We start from the raw sequence: 20682 nt of genomic DNA on the forward strand, positions 1-20682 counted from the left end.
TGACCCAATGTTATATATAAAACAACTACTACACTTCACTTACGAGCAAGCATTATCTTGCTTATTCCCAGTCGTTATTTTCTTAACACTAGCCCTTTCAAAAATCGTTTCTATTCCAGGGTTATATCGCTATGATTTCATACTCATTGCATGTCTTCTTATGCAGTGGATTATGTACAAGACTGGACTTGAGACGAAAGACGAATTAAAAGTAATTACTGTCTTTCACCTCATCGGCCTTTTACTAGAAATATATAAAGTTCATTTCGGTTCATGGAGTTATCCTGAAGAGGCGTATTCAAAGATTTTTGGAGTTCCACTTTACAGCGGCTTTATGTACGCAAGTGTCGCAAGTTACATATGCCAAGCGTGGAGAAGGTTGCATTTAAAAATGCATCATTGGCCGAAAGCTATTTTTGCCGTGCCGTTAGGAGCTATGATTTACTTCAATTTTTTCACACACCACTTTACATACGATTTTAGATGGATATTAACTTTACTACTATTCATTGTTTTCTCTCGCACATTTGTACAATTTTCATTACAAGGCGTTACATATACAATGCCACTCGTTCTCTCCTTTTTCCTTATCGGATTCTTCATTTGGATTGCAGAAAACATCGCAACATTTTTCGGAGCATGGCAATATCCAAATCAACGGGAAGCGTGGAATCTCGTTCACTTAAGCAAAATTAGTTCATGGTTTTTACTCGTTGTTATTAGCATTATGATTGTTACACAACTCAAACATTTGAAAGAGTCGAAAAAATAATGCTGATTATGTAAAAATAGTTAGCCCATCACTCATTAGAAAGTGATGGGCTTTTTTACCTTCCTTATTAAAGTAGTTACATATTATGAGCTACTACTAGCAGAAGATGTTGCTGCAGATGAAGCGGCAATCGTTGCCATCATAGCTGCTTGTTGTGCTTGTATGAGGACTTCTATCATAGTTTGTAAACCTGTGTTGGTAGCTTTACTTTCCTCACCTTTCTGACTTACGAACAGTTGAATAGCAATAAGAATATTCGTATCTGTATGCCAACGGAATAATTTCTCCCCCTGCAGTTTTTCAATCAACGCTTTAATAGCATAAATCTCTTTTTCTCCATCTTCAAGTAACGCTAGTAGCCCGATTGCTGGATAATGCATCTGTTTCACTTTTACCTTTTCTTGTTTTAACAAATTCCATATGTTTGTACATGTTGCAACTAACATTCCTTCACGGACATCCTTCTTTAGTGAAAGAATATGACTTAAAAACTGAAGATCATTCCCTTTACGCAAACCAGCTTTCGCTAGTTTCTGATACAGACGTTCTACACGATCCATAAGTGTTTCTACATTCTCTGATTGTCCTGCTAATAAAACCGCGAGCGGATAATCATTTGTACTTGTAAGAAAGAGGTGATCCTTTTTCATGCGTTTATATACTTGCATCGAACGCTGAATGTGCGCGCCATGCTGTTCATTTTCTTCTGTTAAAAGCACAGCTGCTGCGAGATAAGTAAATATACTCCGGCTAAAGCCACTAGTGACCAATTGTTCATATAAATCTAAAAACGTCCGAAAAGCTTTCTTGTAATCTGTAAAGTGAATATCTAATGTTGCGGCCACTACAAAACGATGATAAGACTTTAAGTATGAAAACATCCCTACTTGATTCTTAATATAACTACTAATTTCTAAAAAACGTTCGAGATTAAACAATTTATCACTACCTGCATACATAGCAGCAATCATCATTCCTGTTCGAGAATCACTCGTTTTCCATTTTAGTTCTCCCTTTAACTGTACATATGTATGTTTATATTGCTCTAACTTTTGCTCTAATGTAATCATAGTATTCACCCCTATTTCTAGTTCTTCTCTATCATTATACTTATATTCCATATTTAGGAATACTACAATTAATAATCACAACCTAAAAAATTATAAAATTCTCTAATCCTTCAAGAAGTTATACAAAAAAGGTAGATAATAATTTATCTACCTTTTTTGTATATATTATTTAACATTACAACTGTATTGCTTGTTATATGCAATTAAGACTAAAGAGCTTTAATAATACGTTCCATCGCCTTCATTTGCCCAATATGATCAGCTTCATGATAAAGCATCATACCGTAAAGCTCACCAACAGTTTCCAATCCTAAAAACGGCTCTGGTAGTTTATTTTCAAATGCTTCTGCTGGCATTTCGTTAATACGCTTTGCTTGTTCTTTTAATTGAGTCGTTAACACTTCTAATGATGGTCCTTCTGTTTTCCATTTAGATGGTCTTGATCCATATCCAAACATACCTGGATATTCAGTTGGTAATTGTTTGAATTCTTTTCCAAACATGAAAACTTCTGCTGCTGTTAACACGTGACCAATATGCCAACGAATTGTATTGTTAAAACCCTCTGGCTGCGTATCTGCAATTTTATCATCTAGCGTCTCCATAAATTTAAGTAATGCCCCGCGCGTTATTTCAAATTGTTTTAAACCCACTAGTCTATTCATGTTATCGTTCCCCTTCTTGATGTACAATTTATTATGAACTAAGAATGTTCAATTCATTAAAGTTTTACCTTGTTTAATCTATCAGAAATAAATAAGAAATACATCTAATATGCTTATTAAAAATAATAAAAAGGTTCCCTCCTCGTAAATATAGAATTACTTACTATGTAAATAAAAGAGGAGTGTACTTACATGTTACATATTTTAAAACAACAATATAATCTTATTAGCTCTACAAGAGAAACTCTATTTTCATTTTTGGAAGAAATCCCACTAGAAAAATTACATAGCACTGTTCCGAATTTCGGGAGCGGTGGCATTATAAAGACACATATTCATGTAGCCGATTGCTATCGATACTGGCTTGGATCATTCGCATTCAAACAAAAACGAGCAGATTTTTCATTCGCTAGTGATTATAAAATTGAGCATGCAGATGTGGAAAAAGTCCGTGCTAGATTTAAGTTAGTAGATGAGACTGTACAACGTTTTTTAGATGAATACAATGACCGTTGGCTCGAAAATATAGCAAATGAAGTAAAGTGGCAAAAAGAACCTTGGAGTACAACACCACTATGGCTTTTAACTCATACAGAAACACATGAATTTCATCATAAAGGACAAATTGTATCAATGGCTAGGCATCTTGGATATACTCCTCCTGATACAGACCTTAGTTAATTCAATGGTCCATGATTACTAAAAAAATTAGAATGAATACAATTCGAGCATGCTTTGAAAACCACTCAAAACATGCTCTTAAAATATTCTATCTTACATTCTCCATTTCCTCATCAATACCAAATAGTCTCCGCATAATTATATGCATCACTATTCGGAATGGCATGTTTCCCCTGCGCCTGTGCCTTTCTTGGATCTAAATCATATACCATTGGCGTATAGCATGATGTTTGCCCTTTATTTACAACACCATTTCCTCCAGCACTGCCGCAAGTGTATGCCTTTCCATCTGTTTTTCTTACAATTCTTGCATCAGCTTCATTATTATATACTGCTGGGCGGGTTACAGTAACTTTTGCCCACGCTGTCTTACACGTCGTGCTAAATTTTAATTCCACATAAGAATTGGAATCAATCCATTTCTTTTCTTTCGTTACTGCTGATTGGTCACAGCTATTGTAATACGGACTTTTTCCATCATACGAATGATCTTCTGCATATGCTTTATCATTACCAGTCGTACTAAACACACTAGTTAAAACGAGCAATGATAGACAAAAACATGCGCTTAGCTTTTTTAAAAGTTTCAAAGTATTCCACTCCTTTTTAATAGCGTCCTGTTTTTCCATAACCGTTATTAAACGTAACCGCCTCAGCATCTGCTGTGTATCCGAAATCAGCAGTTAAATCAAATACCATTCCTGTATACGTGCTCGTTTGACCTGTTTTTATTGTACCGTTTCCCTGATTAGAAGTGACTGATTTTTGAAATACACCATTTTTGTATTTATTCACAACAGCGTACGCATACACTCCTCCAGACACAGCTGGTGCTGGTTGATCTAAAACAAACTTAGCCCAAGCTGCATGACATTTATTGCTGTAACGTAAATACACTGTCCCTACTTTTTTACTCCCTTCATACACAGCTGTAGACTTTGCATTAAATCCATCTGCATCACACGTTGTACTACCTCCGTATACTTTCGTTGTTGCTGGATTTTTCCCGTCATAGTAACTACTTAAATCAGTAGCAGCAAATGTACTTCCTTGGAAACTAAATAATAGCCCTACACTCGCTACACTTAATACACATACTTTCATTAACTTTTTAAACATTTTCAATTTCCTCCCTCAAAATAAGTACGTATAATAAAGACAATCTATCCCCTATGTACGCCCCTCCTTTCATGCTTCCTAGAGGCATCTTACGGAAACGACTAAACGTTGTAAATTTCCTTATGATTATTGGAATATACGAAGAAACTTACGTAACCGTCTAAGAAAAAAAGTTGAGAAATACACATTTTATAGCATCCTTTATTTAAAACATAAAAGAACCGATACTTGTTACATGCAAGCATCGGTTCTTTATACAAAATTGCCATTTTTTCTTTTATATAAAATAAATATTTCTCCACTTAATCTGTTGTAAAAAACTCCCTCGTTACATCAATAAATTGCTGCAGTGGCGCTGTCATCCATTTATCTTTATGCCAAGCAATTTGTGTATAAATCGGTGAGATTTCATTTTCTAAATGTAACTCTTTTATCATCCCTTCTCGTATATCTTTTTCTACTACTATTGCTGGTAACACAGCTATTCCTAAATCTGCAATAACACATTGTTTAATTGCTTCGACACTAACGAACTCAATTTTATTTGCTGGATACACATCTTCTGTACGAAGTAGCTCTTCAAATAAAGTCCGGTACGAGCACCCTAGCTCTGTTAGCAACAACGTCTCACTTTCTAAATCTTTTGTAGAAATGGAAGCTTTCTCGAGTAAATGATGCCCTGAAGCAGCTACTATTTTTAATTCTTCTTTCATAAGCGGCTCCACATGTAAAGTATCTTCTGTTTTACATTCGTCCAAAATAAATGCAAGATCGACTTTTCCCTCCATCAATTGTTCCTTCGCATCTTTATTGGAATGTGCCGGTTTAAATATAAGTTTTATTTGAGGAAATTGTGCTTTAAACTTCTTTAATATAGAAGGAAGTCTATATGTACATTGACTCTCTTGCGCACCGATTATTAACGTACCTGCTATTTCTTCATCATCTTTCACAGCCATTTTTGCTTCGTTGCTGAGCGCAATCATCTTGTCGGCATATAGTTGAAACTTCCTACCTGCTTCAGTTAAGAAAAGGCGTTTTCCTAATCTTTCAAATAACGGCGTACCTAACTCAGCTTCTAACGTTTTAATTTGCGCTGTCACACTCGATTGAGCAAAGTTTAATTTCTTCGCAGTTTGTGTAAAATTCAAAGTATCCGCCGCTACTTTAAATGTAATTAATTGTTTTATCTCCATTTATCGTCCCTCTTTTCAATCGATATTCCCGATTGATTTCATCGAAATAATCCTCTTTGTCTATTGATATTTGTATTGTATGATAAAGAGCATCTACAAACAATAAAAATGGAGGTATTCCATATGAAAGCACTTTGTTTCGAACAGTTCGGAAATCCGGATGTACTACAATATAAAGAACTAAATGATCCAATCATAAATCCAAATGAAATTATTGTCCGCACGAAAGCAATCGGTTTAAATTTCGCCGACATTTATAGACGCCGCGGTGATTATCATCTCGCTGGTACCCCGCCTTTTATATTAGGTTATGAAGGGGCTGGCATTGTTGAAAAAGTAGGAGCTGACGTTACGAATATTAATCCTGGAGATCGTATTGCATTTGCTGATGTCCCATTTGCAAATGCAGAGCTAGTTGCTGTTCCGTCTGAGAAAGCAATTAAGCTTTTAGATTCTATCTCTTTTGAAACAGCCGCTTCTGTCTTATTGCAAGGTCTAACCGCACATTATTTAACGAAAGATAGCTATGAAATAAAACAAGGTGATATAGCTTTAGTACACGCTGCAGCTGGTGGTGTTGGGCAACTTCTTATTCAAATAATTAAACTACTAGGCGGAAAAGTAATCGGCCTAACGTCATCAAAAGAAAAAGCAAAGATAGCTACATTAGCTGGTGCTGATCACGTTTTTTTATATACGGAAGCATGGCATACAAAAGTAGTTGAAATAACAAATGGTGATGGAGTAAATGTTGTATATGAATCAGTAGGTTCTACATTAGAGGAGAGTTTTAATGCTACTAAAACTGGCGGTACTGTCGTATTTTACGGAATGGCCGGCGGTAATCCTGCGCCAGTTGATCCACGTATGCTTATGGATACTTCGAAAACTTTAATTGGCGGAGACCTTTGGAACGTGCTTACATCTTATGAAGAGAGAATAGAACGCTCCTCTCAATTATTCGAATGGATTGCGACCGAAAAATTAAAGATTGCAAGTTCTACTACATTCTCTTTACAAGATGGTGCCCGTGCTCATGAATTATTAGAGAGCCGAAAAAGCACAGGGAAGATTTTATTGATCCCATAATCGTTCCAATAAAAAAGGAAGCTAGAATGTATTTCTTTGCTTCCTTTTTTAACGTTATTTATGTTCAATTGTAAAGTGATAATAAAGTTATTTAATTCTGATCTAAAAATATAAGAGCCTGGCTACAAATCATATTGTAGTAAAGCTCTTTAAAGTTGTTTAATTTCTAACCATTTAAATGTGCTTGTAGACAAAAATTAATAATAAAGTTGTTTAAATCTTGTTCAACTAAAGCACCCGTTAGTTCAATAAGAAAAAATTATCTATTATTATTAAAGTGGCCCACCTTCAAAACCAATAGGCCATCCATCGTTTTTAAATTTTACTTTATACTGAAACTCAAAGTGACCATCATAAATAAAAGCTAAACTAAACCCAGAAAATATATAATCGTCAAAATTAACCATCTTTCCAAAAAATATTGTGGATAGATAGTAGTTCTTCATTTCTTGATTAGGGAAGAACTTCTGTAAATATTTTAATGCACAGCTTATATGTAGATGGAGTTCATCGAATGTTTTTTCTGCCATTTCGATAATCTCCATATCAGGATTTTCATTATTCCCCTGAATAATAATCTCCACATCTTCCCATTCTCCGATATTAATACTATAAAACCACCGTTTTTGAATGAGATACTTCTCTTTTTCGTATACAGGGGGATTAACTAGTTTTAATTTTTTTACCTCATCTTTAGTTAATGGTTTATCAAGAATAAGCTTTTTATGCAAAATTTCTTTGATATTAGAGACAATATATTTAGATTTGTTTAATTCTAAAGAGTCCATTTTCCACCTCATAAATTATAAAATAAAGTAAATTCCCCCTTAAGTATATCATCATCCTTATTCAACTATCCTGCACCGTTAATTCAATAAGAATTAAACAACTTTATTATTTTCAAAGGACTTTATTGTAAATTAAACAACTTTATTATCTCTTAACATCAATCTCGCTTCTTTTCAATAACCCTGTTATTTATATTTTTTCTCTACGCTTCTCTTTCTAGGCCCCTCATTTTTAAGTTTATATAATAAATGAATCTAAATATTAAAGGAAAGAACAAACCTCCTGATATCAACGATCCAATAAATACAGTATCAATAAAAGAAAGAATCCCAAATAATAGCATTCCAAAAAAATAAAATACAACTGCACTCCAATAAATAAAACGTGGAAACTTAGTTTGGAACGAATCACCTTTTTCACACGGTTTCCCAAATAACAAATGAACGAATTTAATCAACATAATCACTTCTCCATATAATTGTTAATATTCTTTTCTTCTTAGAATTGAACATAAATCACATACCATGTACCACCCATATTCACACATTCCTTACTTTGTTTTATCCCGCTTTAATGGGCAGTAAGACCCCCACCTCAAAATGCAGCGAAAGCAAAGAAGTTAGGTGGGGGGCGGGCTGCCCATTAAAGTCCGATTGGTGAGGGATGATAATCAGTGGGGGATGAAGAAAACCCCACTGATTAAAGTTTCACTTTATTTCTCGTATACTTACTTTAGATTCCGAGATGAAATGTAAGGCTAATGTCCCTCCAATACACTGCAAACTAATTTGTTGTTCCTACTCTCTAATTATACCATTACAATAATTTTCATAGTTCATTTTTAACGGAATATTCCGATTCGAATTAATAAATGATATATTAAAAAATAAAAAGGAAGCTAGAGTTCTCTACCTTCCTTTTCTTATTTTTATATTTCCACACTTTCTTTCCCTTTTGCAACGTAACTCATATCTCCAACAGACTCAACTGTGTATGTTCCATCTTGATATACAATCTTCGTCACGCTAGCATTTTCCACTCCAAGTTTTGTTTTGCTACTGTCTAACATTTCTATTAAGGTAGTAATCAAAAGCCCATGAACGACAACTAAAACGTTACCGCCACCATTTGCAGCAGATTCTTCACTAATTTTATCTATCTCTGTTTTTATACGAGTAGAAAACAATTCCCAATCTTCCGCCTGTTTTGTCGGATCTGCTACTCTAATAAGATTAATCACTTCTTGAATAGAAAGCTTCAAGAGTTCTTCTGGTGATGCAACGCCTGCAGCTTTTCCAACCACATCCCACATATTCTCAAGTTTTTCACCTTCAAAAATACCGAAATTTAATTCTCGCAAATCTTTTCTTTGCTCAAGTTTTAATTTTGATTGCTCACTATATTTTAATACTAAATTAGCAGTTTCAATTGCGCGGCCGCTATCACTACTATATGCATTCATAAAATGAATATCTTTTAATCCTGTTCCTAAATTTGTGGCAACTTCAACACCTTTTTCTACTAAAGGAGAATCTGCCCAACCTTGCGCGCGATGATTCGTATTTAATATTGTTTTACCGTGTCTTGTAACATATAACGTCACTACATTCTCATTGCTATCTGTTTCTCGCTTATTCATTTCATTCTCTCCCTTTACGTTTCTATATCAATTTTAACACCTCAATTATTCATTGAGCAAAATATACGTCAGTAGATCCGCTTAATAAAAAAAGCTATCTTTCTGTATATCCATACAAAAAGATAGCATCTTTTATGATTACATTTCTTAACCGGTACTCCTACTCAGCAAAAGCACTCGAATATTGTACAATTCCTTCTACACCTCGAAGAGCATTTTCTGTTAATTCCATTATCATAAATACCTCTTCAGGCACTTCAAACGGTGCTTTTACATTCCACTCACTTGCTTTCTTAAAACCAAATTTCGGGTAGTACTCTGGATGTCCTAATACTACAACTGATCCGTATCCAAGTTCTTTCGCTTTTTCTAAAGCAGCCGTGATCAGTTTTCCGCCAATTCCTTTCTTCTGATGGCCCCTAGCAACTGACACTGGTGCAAGTGCTAGCGATTCTACAGAAGTTCCATCTTGTTCTATCGCAATTTTAGATAACATAATGTGACCGACTATTTCCTCATCTACTGCAACGATTGATAACTCCGGAACAAACGCGTCACATTCTCTAATACGTTTTACAAGTTCATGTTCTGTTTTATCACTAAATTCTTCAAGTGAAAATACTTCTTTTACGACTTCTTCTGTTTTTCTATAATCATTTTTTTGTTCTTGTCTAATCGTTACCATTTTAACTTATCCTCTATTCTTTCTTATTTCTTTTTGAATTTTACGCAGTGCTTTTTTCGATCCGCGCTCAATATCGTGTTGCATTTTTCTTTCTTTATAATCAACAAATAGTGTATTTAAATCGTATCCTTCTGGGTATAATTCTTTCGCTGCTACCTCTAAAGTAATACGTTTTACATTTACTTCAACGAATTCACCGTTATAATATACAACAACGTTATAAAAATTATCTTTTTCCTTATAGATGATACCAAAATCATCATAATCTAATAAATTCACACGATCGCCGATTTTGTACTCATAATGAAATTCTCTTTTTTCTTGTACAAATTTCGGTTTTCTAATTTTACTTTCATTCACTTTTTCTAAAGCGTACTCTTTATTTCCCATGTACTCTTTCGCTCTTTTCAGCACATGTTCTTTTACGCTCATTTTATTCGCAATCCAAAGTGCATTACTTTCTCCTGATTTTCCGATAACTAATTTATAAAGCGGCTCTAGCGTTTCACTATTAAACTGCATCGCTGCATTCATAAAGTCATCGTGCATTTCTGAGAATCGTTTAATTTCTCCGTAATGCGTACTCGCAACGGTAATACATCCCGCAAGGTACAACTCTTCTAAAATAGATATTGCAAGTGCTGCACCTTCATTCGGTTCTGTACCGCTTCCTATTTCATCAAATAAAAGTAACGTATTATTATTTGACATCCTCATAATCTCAGAAAGATTTTTCATATGAGATGAAAATGTACTTAGTGCATTTTCGATACTTTGATTATCACCAATATCTACAAATACATTTTCAAAAATAGCGATTTCTGTACCTTTATCTCCTGCAATATGAAGACCTGACATTGTAGCTAATGTTAACAATCCAATCGTTTTTAATACAATTGTCTTTCCGCCCGCATTCGGCCCTGTAATAATTAAACTACGATACTCTTGACCAATTTCAAAATTTAAGGGTACAACTTGCCCTGTTAAAAGCGGATGCTTACAATTCACTAAATGAACGTAGCCATGATCATTTAACTTCGGTTCTATTCCATTGATCGATTTACTAAACTTCGCTTTTGCAAATACCATATCATACTGACTAATTAGCTCCATGTTAATCTTTATACTATAAATGTTTTCTAACACCATTCCTGATAAAGTCGCTAAAATTTGATATTCTTCAACCGCTTCTTCTGCTTTCAAACCCGCTAGTTCCGCATTCAATTTCGTCACCGTATGCGGTTCTATAAATACAGTAGAACCTTTTGCCGAGGCTTCAATAATACTTCCAGCAACTTGGTTTTTATAGGAAGATTTAATTGGAATCGTATAACGGTCATCCTTTTTACTAATAAAGAATTCCTGAATGAATTTCTTATTTGCACTACTATTTAAAAACTTCGTTAAACGTTCTTTTATTTTCCCATCTACAGAATCGATATTATTTCGAATTCGTTTTAACTCTTTACTTGCAGCTGCATCAATACTATTTCCTTTAATTGAAAAGTTAATTTCCTCTTCAATACTTTTATATTCAGTCATTGAATTTGCATAAGAAGCTAATACTGGTGCAAAAAATTCTTTATCTAACATAAACTTTTTAATCTTTCTACATCCGCGTAAAAAGTCTGAAACACTGACTAATTCTTCTGGATCTAAAATCATCCCTTTTTCTAATTTTTGAATTGTACTAGCAATATTAGAAATGCCGAAGAAAGGAACATGCCCTTCTGCATCTAATATAGCTCGTGCTTCTGTCGTTTCATTCAACCGATTTCTCACTACTTTTATACTCGTACTCGGCTCTAATTTGTTTAATAATTCCTTACCTAATCCACTTACACAATAAGATTTCACTATATCCTTTAATTCGTTATATTGTAGCTTTTCAAAAGTCATCGTATTCATTTTGTTTCTCCTCACTATGATTGATTTTTATCATAAATGAAGATACCTACTCATTAGATTCCAATGAGTCATATATAAAATCCCATAATTATACAATAAAAACATATACAAAAAAGCTGCGGGAATACCGCAGCTTTTACATTTACAAGGCATTTGTAATAACATATGAGGAAATAAGCCATAAAAAAATAGATGGCAGTCCCTTATTACACGCTTTATAAAGTATTGTAGGTATCTTCATAGGTTTTGAAATAAATGCATGACAAAATTAGGGGTATGATGTACATAAAAATCCCCTGGTCTTATCCGATTTATTTCATTAAATTTTTCCTATTTAGTACCTACCGCACTCACAAAAAGCACCTCTCATTAATTTATATTATAGTCATTGAAATCTAATTTACTGAAATCATCATACTATATGTTTTGTAAGAAGTAAAGGTGTCAAACTATTTCCTTGCAGACTGTAAAATGTTCATATAATCAACCTTTTTCTCAAGGGTCTTTTTCGCATCTTCAGCCGTTACTATATAATCTACAGGAATATTTTGTAGTACATCCTTATTAATATTTGGCAACTGAATCGTTATATCTTCTACATTACTTTTACTATTTTCAATCGTTTTATTAAATTCCTGAATACTTCTTGCAACCCCCGCTAATGTTTCCATATGTACAGAATTGTTTACATCTAAAACAGTATTACTTTTAAAAACTGCCGTATAATACTGTTGCAAATTTTTCTTCGCTATTTGTTCCTCAGTATTCTTATCGGAAACATTATCCCCAGTCTGCATTTGATCAAAAGTAAATATAGTGTTTTTCTCTCCATAATATGTATTAAATCTTCCTTGTAAATTATTTGCTTCCTTTTTCTTTTCATAGTTATCATTATTTACTTCTGGAGAGATTTGCCCCTCGAAGTACAGTTGAAATTGCAAGTGTGGTTCATCGACTTGCTGCACAGTAACTATCCGCCCCTTTGGACCAAGGAAGTCCTTTCCGTTATCCAGAGTTTCAACTCCGTTTAATTTAACAACCATACCATACTCCGATTTTGTATAACTTTGTGCTTTTTGTTCAATTTCTTCATTCGATATATCACATGATGTTAATAGTAATAAACTAAACATTATACTATATTTCATTATTGTTCTTTTCATATTGCCTCTCCTTTTGCTACTACCACCTATACAGAAATGTGCCTATGGATTTTAAATTACGATTTATATAAAGAACTTCTTCTAAAAAGCGCTACATCAAACTATCTTCGCTAACTTGAATAATAAAAACTCATCATCTTGCTTTAGAAAACACTAATAACCACAAGTATAAAAATACCCATTAACTATCATTTTATGATAATAGTGTAATTTTGCATTATAATAATTTTATCGTAAAGCAAATATAATATCTATTAAAATCACATTAAAAACATACTAATATTTAGTTCTATAGCAATCACAGTAAGGAGATGTTCCTCGAGTACGAATAAGATGACATTATTTATTCCAATGCATCTCTTGGTGTTTCAAAAGCCGACTAGTTCATTTATAAACATAAAGATTTAGGAAGGATAACAATATAAAAAGAAGAGGAAAACTTATATTTCCCTCTCCTATTTCATCACCAAATTACTGCTGAACATATATGGAAACTGATCCTCCACTTACTTGGAATTGTCCCCAACCATCCTTATTAATTGTTACAGTATTTGTTTGATTACCCGTAATATCGTACCATACTTCCCCTGCGTTATTCTTTCCAACATCCATCCACTTTGCCCCTCCTGGTCCATCAGAGATTAATGTTGCTAAACCAGAATTAGCATGTACACTATCACCTTCTCTTGTCCAGCCAATCACATCTGGATGATCAAAATAATCACGTTGCGTACCATATGCAAAGTTTTTTCGTGCCGTCAAAATCGGATCAATTTTATCCTTTAACGCTGGAATTTCATAGTTACTATTTCCTTTTGTACCATAGTAATCACCATAGAAAACAGAAGGATACCCCTCTGCACGCGTTAAAATAAATGCATATGCCAGCGGCTTGAACCAAGGGCTCACTACAGATTCCAATGACTGACCAGGCTGTGAATCATGATTTTCAACTAGAGTAACCGCAAGTGTAGGATGATTCGCAACTACCGTTCCTTTTAAAATATTTCTCATATCATAATTTCCATTTCCTGTTGAAGCATAATGAAAATTATAATGAAGTGGTGCATCGAACACAGATTGATTATAATTAACCTTCGCTAAATAATTATTTAAAGTCTGGATATCATTTTGCCAATATTCAGCTACTGTAAACATTTCTTTCCCTGTTTGCTGTCTAACGTGATTTACCCAATCGCGCAAGTATTCATGATCAATATGTTTAACAGCATCTAAACGAAAACCATCTAAATTTAATTCATTCGCATACCACGTTCCCCATTTTTTCATTTCATTCGCAACATCTGGATGATCAAAATCAAGATCTGCATACATCAAATAATCATAATTCCCATTCTCGCTAGACACTTCCCAGTCCCATGCTTTACCTATGCCCCTAAATTTATAAATTCGGTTTAATTTCCTTCCTTCATCCCAATCCGTTCCATCAAAATGATACCATTTCCATTTGAAATTAGAATAAGAATCTCCACGCCCTGGAAAGTTAAATCCCGTCCACGCACTAATTTCATAATCACCTGATACTTCAATATTCCGATTGCTCGGGTCTACCTCAACTGCTGTGACAGTTTCTGTATAATCAGCCCCACCTTTATGATTCATAACTACATCACCGTATACATTGATGTTTTTCTTATGTAAAGCGTCAATTGCAGACTTCAATTGTGCTTTCGTCCCATATTTCGTCCGCACTGTTCCCTTTTGATTGAATTCCCCCAAATCATATAAATCATATGCTCCATATCCTACGTCATTTTGCGTAGTTCCTTTATATGCAGGTGGTATCCAAACAGATGTAATTCCTTTTTGCGCTAAATTTTCAGCATCAGTACGCAAACGATTCCAATGATTTCCATCATTCGGAGCATACCACTCAAAATACTGCATTAACGTTCCATTGTTAACTGTGTCTGCATATGCTTTACTCCCGTCATATATACTAGGTAAAAACATAACAACTGACAATCCGACTATTGTTATTCTTTTAAACATCTGTACACCATCCCCTTCCAAGAAAGCGTTTGCATAGTTTATCAGAATTATTATAATATTCGTCCCACCGTTAGTAAAGTAGCAATCTCTCACTCTCTCATATTATTTTTAATCTAATTTCAAATATTCAACGTAGTTTTAATTTCACATCCTATTCAAGATTGTTTACAATTTACCTATAAAAGCATAACGGAGGGATTTCGATGACAGACTTTCAAAAACAATTTTTCGCACGATTACATATAGAAGAAAAAGACACAGTTTCATTTGAAGATTTATCTAACATTATGTACGCAATGGCACAAACTGTTCCTTTTGAAAACTTAAATATTCTCGAAAAGAATTTTAAAGAAATATCAAAAGAAAATTTGAAAGAGAAAATTTTAGTAAATAACCGTGGCGGTCTTTGTTATGAACTCAATCCTACTATGTATTACTTCCTGAAAGATTCTGGATTCGATGTTCATCTCGTTTCAGGAACAGTTTATAACGCTACAAACTCCATATGGGCTGTTGATTCTGGCCATATTGCAACCGTTTTAACACATCATAATGAACTTTATTTAATTGAAGTAGGATTCGGATCATACTTACCTCTTGCCCCTGTCCCTTTCTCAGGTGAAGTCATTCACTCTGTTACAGGAGATTATCGTATTCGTAAAGAAATGACCGAAAAGGGAAACTACATTTTAGAGATGCGGAAAAACAATGAGTTCTTGGATCAATCTTCTGCTGATGATTGGACGTTAGGCTATGCATTTTATATAGAAGAAGTGGATGAAGAAAAAGCAAATACAGCACAAAAAATTATCGTTGAACATGAAGGGTCACCCTTTAATAAACTACCTCTTATTGTAAAACTAACTGAAGATGGGCATGCCTCTTTAACGAAAGATAGCCTTACAGTAACGAAAAATGGTAAAAAAACGAAAGAAACCGTTACAGACATGCAATTTACAAACCTTTTACATTCAAAATTTGGAATTACACTATAAGTATGTAAGCCTTGTTATTTTAGCAAGGCTTTTCAATTTTCAGCAGGGATTTTTTGCAATTTGTTGTATTTCATAGTTATATAGAAATATAACTACATGTTTAGAAAGGAAATGATTATGACAGAACTTAAAGATCGATTACAAGTAGCTGATATAGAAAAATGGGATTTAACAGACATTTACCATACAATTGAAGATTGGGAAAGTGATTTTCATAAAATTGAAGTATTAACGAAGGAATTACACGAGTTTAATGGCAATATTCACGATGGCAATAGTTTATTAGCTTATTTAACGAAGAGTGAAGAAATTTCTAGCATAATATCTTTAATGTTCGCTTATGCACGATTACAATCTGACCTTGATACACGCGATACTGACGCGCAATCTCTTGTCGATAAAGTATCACAATTACACGTGAAAGTAAGTGCAGCTAAATCTTTCTTTTCCCCCTTCTTACTTAGCATAGACGAAAGCACATTACATTCTTACATAGAAGAAACAGAAGGCTTACAATATTATAAAGAAGACTTATTTGAATTATATCGTTATAAAAAACACGTATTGAATAAGGACCAAGAAGCAATTTTATCACAGATGGGTGAAGCTCTTTCTTCTCCACAGCACACATTTGGTATGTTAAACAATGCAGATATATTATTTGGTGAAGTGACGACTGACGATGGAGAAAAAGTGAACTTAACACGCGGAATGTATGCAAAGTTAATAGAAGATACGAATCGTGAAAAGCGTAAAGAAGCTTATAAAGCATATTACAAACCATATGTTCAGTTAAAGAATTCCATCGCATCTACTTTATCCGCTGCTATTAAAAATAATGTTACCGTTTCGAAGCTAAGAAACTATCCATCAGCGCTAGAGAAATCATTATTTGGCGATATGGTTCCGAAAGAAGTATATGAAAACCTTATTGATACAACGAAAAAAAACATTCAAACATTACATACATACAATGAAATTCGAAAAGAAAAATTAAACGTAGATGAACTAAGACAATACGACTTAGGCGTCGATTTAGTAGAAGGTGCAAAACAAGACATCCCATATAGTGAAGCATTTGACATTATGATTGCATCACTAGCTCCTTTAGGAGAAGAATATATTGAGACATTAAAAAGTTTTAAAGATAAACGATATATAGACGTAAGAGAAACACCAGGAAAACGTTCTGGTGCTTATAACTTTGGTGTATATGGTGTTCATCCTTTCATTCTTTTAAATCATCACGATGATTTAAATAGCCTGTTCACTCTTACTCATGAATGCGGGCACGGTATGCATACGCACTATTCACATGGATACCAACCAAGAATTTCTGCACATTATTCTATCTTTGTGGCAGAAGTCGCTTCTACAGTAAATGAAGTGTTATTAATTCACTATTTATTAAAAGAAGCAAAAGAAACGAACGTGCGTAACCATTTAGTTAACCATTTTATTGAAAAATTCAAAGGTACTTTCTTTACACAAATTATGTTTGCAGAATTTGAAAAAATCACACATGAAATGGCGGAACAAGGTAAACCATTACATGCACAAGTCTTCAGTGAAATTTATGAAAAACTATTTAAAGAATATAACGGTGATTCACTTGTATTTGATGAAGAAGTAAAATACGGATGGGCTAGAATCCCTCATTTCTATCGCCCGTTTTACGTATACAAATATGCAACTGGATTCGCATCTGCCATTCAAATCGCTGATAAACTATTAAGCGGTGATCCGAATGCTCAGAAAAATTATATTGAATTCCTTAAAGGCGGAAGTTCAGACTACCCATTAAACTTATTGAAAAAAGCTGGCGTCGATTTAACAACGCCAGAACCGATTGAAAGTGCATTAAAACAATTCACTCAACTTGTTGAGGAGTTTTCAGCTCTATAAAAAAGAGCCTCTCGCTAGAGGCTCTTTTTTATATTCCCTTTCCTTCTATTAAATCATTCGCCATTTTCCTAAATTCTTGATTAAATGCATCATTCATACCATTTTGGACGTTAGAAAATAATATGACAAACGTTCGTTTATCCCAGTTAAAATTATTAAATGTGTTCCAACCAGCTAATACACCGTGGTTATGATAATAATCTGGGTAAATATAGAAACTAAATCCATATTTTCTTGCAGGTGATGCAGAAAACATATCTGATACACTTTGTTTAGAAAGTAGTTTACCATCCATAATAGCTTCATCTAACTTTTTCATATCTTCAACAGTCGTATACATTTCACCACAACCATACAGCCAGTTCATTTTTAAGCGAGGTGTGGCTATTAATTTATTATCTTTTTTCGTATACCCTTCTGCTAAGAAAATATCTTCTGGGAGTGTTGCGCCCATTCCAGATTCATTCATTCCAACAGGAGTCAAAATATTTTCTTTCACATATTCAGCAAGTGGTTTATTTGATATTTTTTCTACAATATATGCAAGCACCATATAATTATAATCTGTATATTTCCATCCTGTCCCTGCTGGAAATTGTAACGTTTGTGCCCCAATCCACGTTACTAACTTTAACCGTGATGCTGCGTCAACACTACCTTGTCCCTGTTCTGGTAATCCAGACGTATGTGTTAACAAGTTTCGTAACGTAATATTTTTATCTGCTGGAAACGATGGGATATATTTATTTACATTGTCTTCAATGTTCAACTTCCCTTTTTCTTTTAGTTGCATAATAGATATTGCAACAACTGTTTTCGTAATAGAACCAATGCGATATTTCGTTCTTGGCGTTGTTAATACTTGATCTTTCACATTCGCATAACCGTAGCCTTTTCGTAAAATGACATGATCTTTACTTGCTACAAGAACACTCCCATTAAATCCTTTATCTTTTAAGTACTGATCTAGTTTTCCAGCTGCAATTTCATAACGCTTTTTCTCATTCGCATCAATTTCCTGCTTAACATCTTTTTGCTTACTATTTACATTAGAAAATGCCTTTGTATCATATTTTTTTCCTTTATTTGCATGTATTAGTGTAACAACACTTCCACAAAAAACAGCAAAAATAAAGAAAATGATTAACCATTTCTTTAACATACTAGGAACCCTCTTTTATCTAGTTTCACTTAACGTATATCCATTCTATTTTATATCTTTTAATTATCAAGTATATTATAATATTATTTAATATTCACTCTGTTAAAACTAGATTCCTTTTTCTCATTTTCAATTTTGACTACTCTCTATTGTATTTCTTTCTTGCAAAATTTCCAACATACAATCGGATGCATTACACTATAATTTCAAATTCTTTTGTAACATTTGTTACATACTAAAAAGAATGGAGATGTACTATGAAAAACACCGATAAACGCAATCGTTTAGATGATAAGATGTTTCATTATCGGATAACAAAAAATAACATGTTATTAATTGAATATTACGGAAAACAAATTATTACATTAAAAGGAAATGACGCTAAAAATTTTTTAAATAAAATAAATCATGCAAATAACGATAAAGAAAAACAGCTAATTATGGCTAAAATTACAGGTAATTTCAAAAGAGGCAATGAACGAAAGTGAAAACGAATCTCATTTACATTTTGATTATACAACAAATAAAAAAAGAAATGTCGCTCATTCAACATTTCTTTAGACTTTCTTCATAAAAAATTTACATTGCTAACATTCCTTCATTTTCTATACTTCCCATATAAGCTAACCGCTGAAATAGTTAGTAATACAACTATACATAACCACGCATACGTATATCCCTTCTTATCTACAATATAACCAAATAAAGCAGGCGCAGCAATAATGGCAATTTGATTTAATGTAAGTGCAAAACTCACTGTCATCCCTACCGATTCTTCACTTGCTGATTCCGCAACTTCAGTTATGAAAAGGCTAAACCATCCAATTGCAAAGAACCCTAACAATGCACTTACACCATACAATACATTCGTTATTGTATGTATGCTCATTACTAATATTAGAATGAAGAAAATAGAAATACAAACAGTTATAAATAAGAGGGTACGCCTATTCCCCTTATAAAATAAATCACTAGTAGCTGCTAATATAACCCTACCAACCATTCCAGAAAAGAACATAACGGAAAATACTTTTCCAGCTAAAATTGGCGTGATTGATTGTTCCAATACTAAAAATTTTATAAAGTGCGCAACTAACACCATTTGCAATGAAATCATACAAATGCCAGTTATATAAATTGCATATAACTCTTTTTTACACATCACTTCTTTTAACTGCATCCAAAAAGAAAGTTTACTACGTTCTTGTTTAACTTTCTCTTGAATATATGGTTCCTTATAAAATATAAAAAATAAAAACCCTCCAATTATACAAATACATGCAATACTATTTACCGCATAGGCCATATTATATTTTATTGTAAGAAACGGGATCAATACTCCCGCTAATGTACCACCAATCGGTATACCGGCTTGTCTAATCCCCATCGCTAACCCGCGATTTTCTTTTGAGAACCACTTCATTATCACCTTACTTCCTCCTGGCTGCGAAACACTATAAAACGTTCCTACTAATAAAAGTACAAAGAGTAACCCATTAAATCCATTGACCATATTAGTCAGTAAAAACGAACCTCCTAGTAAAAATGAACTTATCGAAATTAACAACTTTTCATTGTATTGATCAAGTAGCCGCCCGACAAAAAGCATACAAAATAGCGGTCCTATATTTACAACACTTACTAACAATCCAATCTCCGTATTCGTAAGTGCATATTCTTCTTTCCAAAATAAAGCAAACGCTCCAACACCATACGTTATAAGTGTCGCTGTTGTTTGAGCAACCGTCGCAAAAATTAACATAACCCACTTATAAGTACTATTCACCCTTTCTTCCATTAACACAATAATCCCTCCATCCCCTTCCATTGT

At 33.6% G+C, this 20682-nt stretch carries 20 protein-coding genes; 6 read left to right on the top strand and 14 right to left on the bottom strand.

Annotated elements, in window-relative coordinates; all coding sequences use genetic code 11:
• Positions 1 to 7 precede the first annotated feature (7 nt).
• Positions 8 to 772 (top strand): DUF817 domain-containing protein, encoded by a 765-nt coding sequence (locus HMPREF2590_RS19520; protein WP_000965751.1) that lies wholly within the window; start codon positions 8 to 10, stop codon positions 770 to 772.
• A gap of 83 nt (positions 773 to 855) precedes the next feature.
• Here HMPREF2590_RS19520 and HMPREF2590_RS19525 read toward each other — a convergent pair whose 3' ends face one another.
• Positions 856 to 1893 (bottom strand): DUF4003 domain-containing protein, encoded by a 1038-nt coding sequence (locus HMPREF2590_RS19525; RefSeq protein WP_002098183.1) that lies wholly within the window; start codon positions 1891 to 1893, stop codon positions 856 to 858.
• Positions 1894 to 2051: 158 nt separating this feature from the next.
• Positions 2052 to 2507 (bottom strand): DinB family protein, encoded by a 456-nt coding sequence (locus HMPREF2590_RS19530; protein ID WP_001081117.1) that lies wholly within the window; start codon positions 2505 to 2507, stop codon positions 2052 to 2054.
• Positions 2508 to 2699: 192 nt separating this feature from the next.
• On the opposite strand from HMPREF2590_RS19530, the gene HMPREF2590_RS19535 reads away from it, so the two are divergent.
• Positions 2700 to 3188 carry a DinB family protein gene (locus HMPREF2590_RS19535; RefSeq protein WP_000902395.1) on the top strand — a complete coding sequence of 163 codons (489 nt, stop codon included), beginning with the start codon at positions 2700 to 2702 and terminating at the stop codon, positions 3186 to 3188.
• 113 nt (positions 3189 to 3301) lie between these two features.
• Here HMPREF2590_RS19535 and HMPREF2590_RS19540 read toward each other — a convergent pair whose 3' ends face one another.
• From HMPREF2590_RS19540 to HMPREF2590_RS19550, 3 genes are all read right to left on the bottom strand, one after another.
• A complete protein-coding gene (locus HMPREF2590_RS19540) occupies positions 3302 to 3778 on the bottom strand; it encodes a DUF2690 domain-containing protein (RefSeq protein ID WP_000771044.1) in 477 nt (158 codons plus the stop codon).
• Positions 3779 to 3794: 16 nt separating this feature from the next.
• The gene (locus HMPREF2590_RS19545) at positions 3795 to 4307 is read right to left on the bottom strand and encodes a YjfA family protein (protein ID WP_000473746.1); all 513 of its coding nucleotides are present in this window, start codon (positions 4305 to 4307) and stop codon (positions 3795 to 3797) included.
• A gap of 302 nt (positions 4308 to 4609) precedes the next feature.
• Positions 4610 to 5503 carry a LysR family transcriptional regulator gene (locus HMPREF2590_RS19550; protein WP_000403877.1) on the bottom strand — a complete coding sequence of 298 codons (894 nt, stop codon included), beginning with the start codon at positions 5501 to 5503 and terminating at the stop codon, positions 4610 to 4612.
• A 123-nt stretch (positions 5504 to 5626) separates the two neighbouring features.
• On the opposite strand from HMPREF2590_RS19550, the gene HMPREF2590_RS19555 reads away from it, so the two are divergent.
• Positions 5627 to 6592 (top strand): quinone oxidoreductase family protein, encoded by a 966-nt coding sequence (locus tag HMPREF2590_RS19555; RefSeq protein WP_030026781.1) that lies wholly within the window; start codon positions 5627 to 5629, stop codon positions 6590 to 6592.
• Positions 6593 to 6864: 272 nt separating this feature from the next.
• Here the strand turns inward: HMPREF2590_RS19555 and HMPREF2590_RS19560 are convergent, their stop codons facing one another.
• From HMPREF2590_RS19560 to amyS, 7 genes are all read right to left on the bottom strand, one after another.
• Entirely contained in the window at positions 6865 to 7380 is a 516-nt protein-coding gene (locus HMPREF2590_RS19560) for a hypothetical protein (RefSeq protein WP_030026782.1), read from the bottom strand.
• A 203-nt stretch (positions 7381 to 7583) separates the two neighbouring features.
• The gene (locus HMPREF2590_RS30855) at positions 7584 to 7841 is read right to left on the bottom strand and encodes a hypothetical protein (protein WP_000905655.1); all 258 of its coding nucleotides are present in this window, start codon (positions 7839 to 7841) and stop codon (positions 7584 to 7586) included.
• 468 nt (positions 7842 to 8309) lie between these two features.
• A complete protein-coding gene (locus HMPREF2590_RS19570) occupies positions 8310 to 9020 on the bottom strand; it encodes a histidine phosphatase family protein (protein WP_001042050.1) in 711 nt (236 codons plus the stop codon).
• A gap of 160 nt (positions 9021 to 9180) precedes the next feature.
• Entirely contained in the window at positions 9181 to 9705 is a 525-nt protein-coding gene (locus HMPREF2590_RS19575; protein ID WP_000256478.1) for a GNAT family N-acetyltransferase, read from the bottom strand.
• 6 nt (positions 9706 to 9711) lie between these two features.
• A complete protein-coding gene (locus HMPREF2590_RS19580) occupies positions 9712 to 11613 on the bottom strand; it encodes an endonuclease MutS2 (protein WP_001095189.1) in 1902 nt (633 codons plus the stop codon).
• A 449-nt stretch (positions 11614 to 12062) separates the two neighbouring features.
• A complete protein-coding gene (locus HMPREF2590_RS19585) occupies positions 12063 to 12776 on the bottom strand; it encodes a hypothetical protein (RefSeq protein ID WP_000831441.1) in 714 nt (237 codons plus the stop codon).
• Between the two features lie 471 nt (positions 12777 to 13247).
• A complete protein-coding gene (gene amyS, locus HMPREF2590_RS19590; protein ID WP_044584728.1) occupies positions 13248 to 14789 on the bottom strand; it encodes an alpha-amylase in 1542 nt (513 codons plus the stop codon).
• Between the two features lie 203 nt (positions 14790 to 14992).
• Here amyS and HMPREF2590_RS19595 point away from each other — a divergent pair, with 203 nt between their 5' ends.
• Positions 14993 to 15784: an arylamine N-acetyltransferase family protein gene (locus HMPREF2590_RS19595; RefSeq protein ID WP_044584729.1), complete on the top strand. Its 792-nt coding sequence runs from the start codon at positions 14993 to 14995 to the stop codon at positions 15782 to 15784.
• Positions 15785 to 15901: 117 nt separating this feature from the next.
• Positions 15902 to 17689: an oligoendopeptidase F gene (gene pepF, locus HMPREF2590_RS19600; RefSeq protein ID WP_030026791.1), complete on the top strand. Its 1788-nt coding sequence runs from the start codon at positions 15902 to 15904 to the stop codon at positions 17687 to 17689.
• Positions 17690 to 17717: 28 nt separating this feature from the next.
• Here pepF and HMPREF2590_RS19605 read toward each other — a convergent pair whose 3' ends face one another.
• The gene (locus tag HMPREF2590_RS19605) at positions 17718 to 18851 is read right to left on the bottom strand and encodes a serine hydrolase domain-containing protein (RefSeq protein WP_000915174.1); all 1134 of its coding nucleotides are present in this window, start codon (positions 18849 to 18851) and stop codon (positions 17718 to 17720) included.
• Positions 18852 to 19108: 257 nt separating this feature from the next.
• Here HMPREF2590_RS19605 and HMPREF2590_RS19610 point away from each other — a divergent pair, with 257 nt between their 5' ends.
• A complete protein-coding gene (locus HMPREF2590_RS19610; RefSeq protein ID WP_050822015.1) occupies positions 19109 to 19339 on the top strand; it encodes a hypothetical protein in 231 nt (76 codons plus the stop codon).
• Between the two features lie 110 nt (positions 19340 to 19449).
• Here the strand turns inward: HMPREF2590_RS19610 and HMPREF2590_RS19615 are convergent, their stop codons facing one another.
• On the bottom strand, positions 19450 to 20679 hold the full coding sequence (locus HMPREF2590_RS19615) for an MFS transporter (RefSeq protein WP_050822016.1): 1230 nt from the start codon (positions 20677 to 20679) through the stop codon (positions 19450 to 19452).
• Positions 20680 to 20682 lie beyond the last annotated feature (3 nt).

Origin of the sequence: Bacillus sp. HMSC036E02, assembly GCF_001836235.1 — a bacterium.
Lineage (GTDB): Bacteria > Bacillota > Bacilli > Bacillales > Bacillaceae_G > Bacillus_A > Bacillus_A cereus.

What these genes read in the sequence shown, in the direction of transcription:
- HMPREF2590_RS19520 (WP_000965751.1), top strand. Translation starts at nt 8, where the DNA reads ATGTTATATATAAAACAACTACTACACTTCACTTACGAGCAAGCATTA.
- HMPREF2590_RS19525 (WP_002098183.1), bottom strand. Translation starts at nt 1,893, where the DNA reads ATGGAATATAAGTATAATGATAGAGAAGAACTAGAAATAGGGGTGAAT.
- HMPREF2590_RS19530 (WP_001081117.1), bottom strand. Translation starts at nt 2,507, where the DNA reads ATGAATAGACTAGTGGGTTTAAAACAATTTGAAATAACGCGCGGGGCA.
- HMPREF2590_RS19535 (WP_000902395.1), top strand. Translation starts at nt 2,700, where the DNA reads ATGTTACATATTTTAAAACAACAATATAATCTTATTAGCTCTACAAGA.
- HMPREF2590_RS19545 (WP_000473746.1), bottom strand. Translation starts at nt 4,307, where the DNA reads ATGTTTAAAAAGTTAATGAAAGTATGTGTATTAAGTGTAGCGAGTGTA.
- HMPREF2590_RS19550 (WP_000403877.1), bottom strand. Translation starts at nt 5,503, where the DNA reads ATGGAGATAAAACAATTAATTACATTTAAAGTAGCGGCGGATACTTTG.
- HMPREF2590_RS19555 (WP_030026781.1), top strand. Translation starts at nt 5,627, where the DNA reads ATGAAAGCACTTTGTTTCGAACAGTTCGGAAATCCGGATGTACTACAA.
- HMPREF2590_RS19560 (WP_030026782.1), bottom strand. Translation starts at nt 7,380, where the DNA reads ATGGACTCTTTAGAATTAAACAAATCTAAATATATTGTCTCTAATATC.
- HMPREF2590_RS30855 (WP_000905655.1), bottom strand. Translation starts at nt 7,841, where the DNA reads ATGTTGATTAAATTCGTTCATTTGTTATTTGGGAAACCGTGTGAAAAA.
- HMPREF2590_RS19570 (WP_001042050.1), bottom strand. Translation starts at nt 9,020, where the DNA reads ATGAATAAGCGAGAAACAGATAGCAATGAGAATGTAGTGACGTTATAT.
- HMPREF2590_RS19575 (WP_000256478.1), bottom strand. Translation starts at nt 9,705, where the DNA reads ATGGTAACGATTAGACAAGAACAAAAAAATGATTATAGAAAAACAGAA.
- HMPREF2590_RS19580 (WP_001095189.1), bottom strand. Translation starts at nt 11,613, where the DNA reads ATGAATACGATGACTTTTGAAAAGCTACAATATAACGAATTAAAGGAT.
- HMPREF2590_RS19585 (WP_000831441.1), bottom strand. Translation starts at nt 12,776, where the DNA reads ATGAAAAGAACAATAATGAAATATAGTATAATGTTTAGTTTATTACTA.
- amyS (WP_044584728.1), bottom strand. Translation starts at nt 14,789, where the DNA reads ATGTTTAAAAGAATAACAATAGTCGGATTGTCAGTTGTTATGTTTTTA.
- HMPREF2590_RS19595 (WP_044584729.1), top strand. Translation starts at nt 14,993, where the DNA reads ATGACAGACTTTCAAAAACAATTTTTCGCACGATTACATATAGAAGAA.
- pepF (WP_030026791.1), top strand. Translation starts at nt 15,902, where the DNA reads ATGACAGAACTTAAAGATCGATTACAAGTAGCTGATATAGAAAAATGG.
- HMPREF2590_RS19605 (WP_000915174.1), bottom strand. Translation starts at nt 18,851, where the DNA reads ATGTTAAAGAAATGGTTAATCATTTTCTTTATTTTTGCTGTTTTTTGT.
- HMPREF2590_RS19610 (WP_050822015.1), top strand. Translation starts at nt 19,109, where the DNA reads ATGAAAAACACCGATAAACGCAATCGTTTAGATGATAAGATGTTTCAT.
- HMPREF2590_RS19615 (WP_050822016.1), bottom strand. Translation starts at nt 20,679, where the DNA reads ATGGAAGGGGATGGAGGGATTATTGTGTTAATGGAAGAAAGGGTGAAT.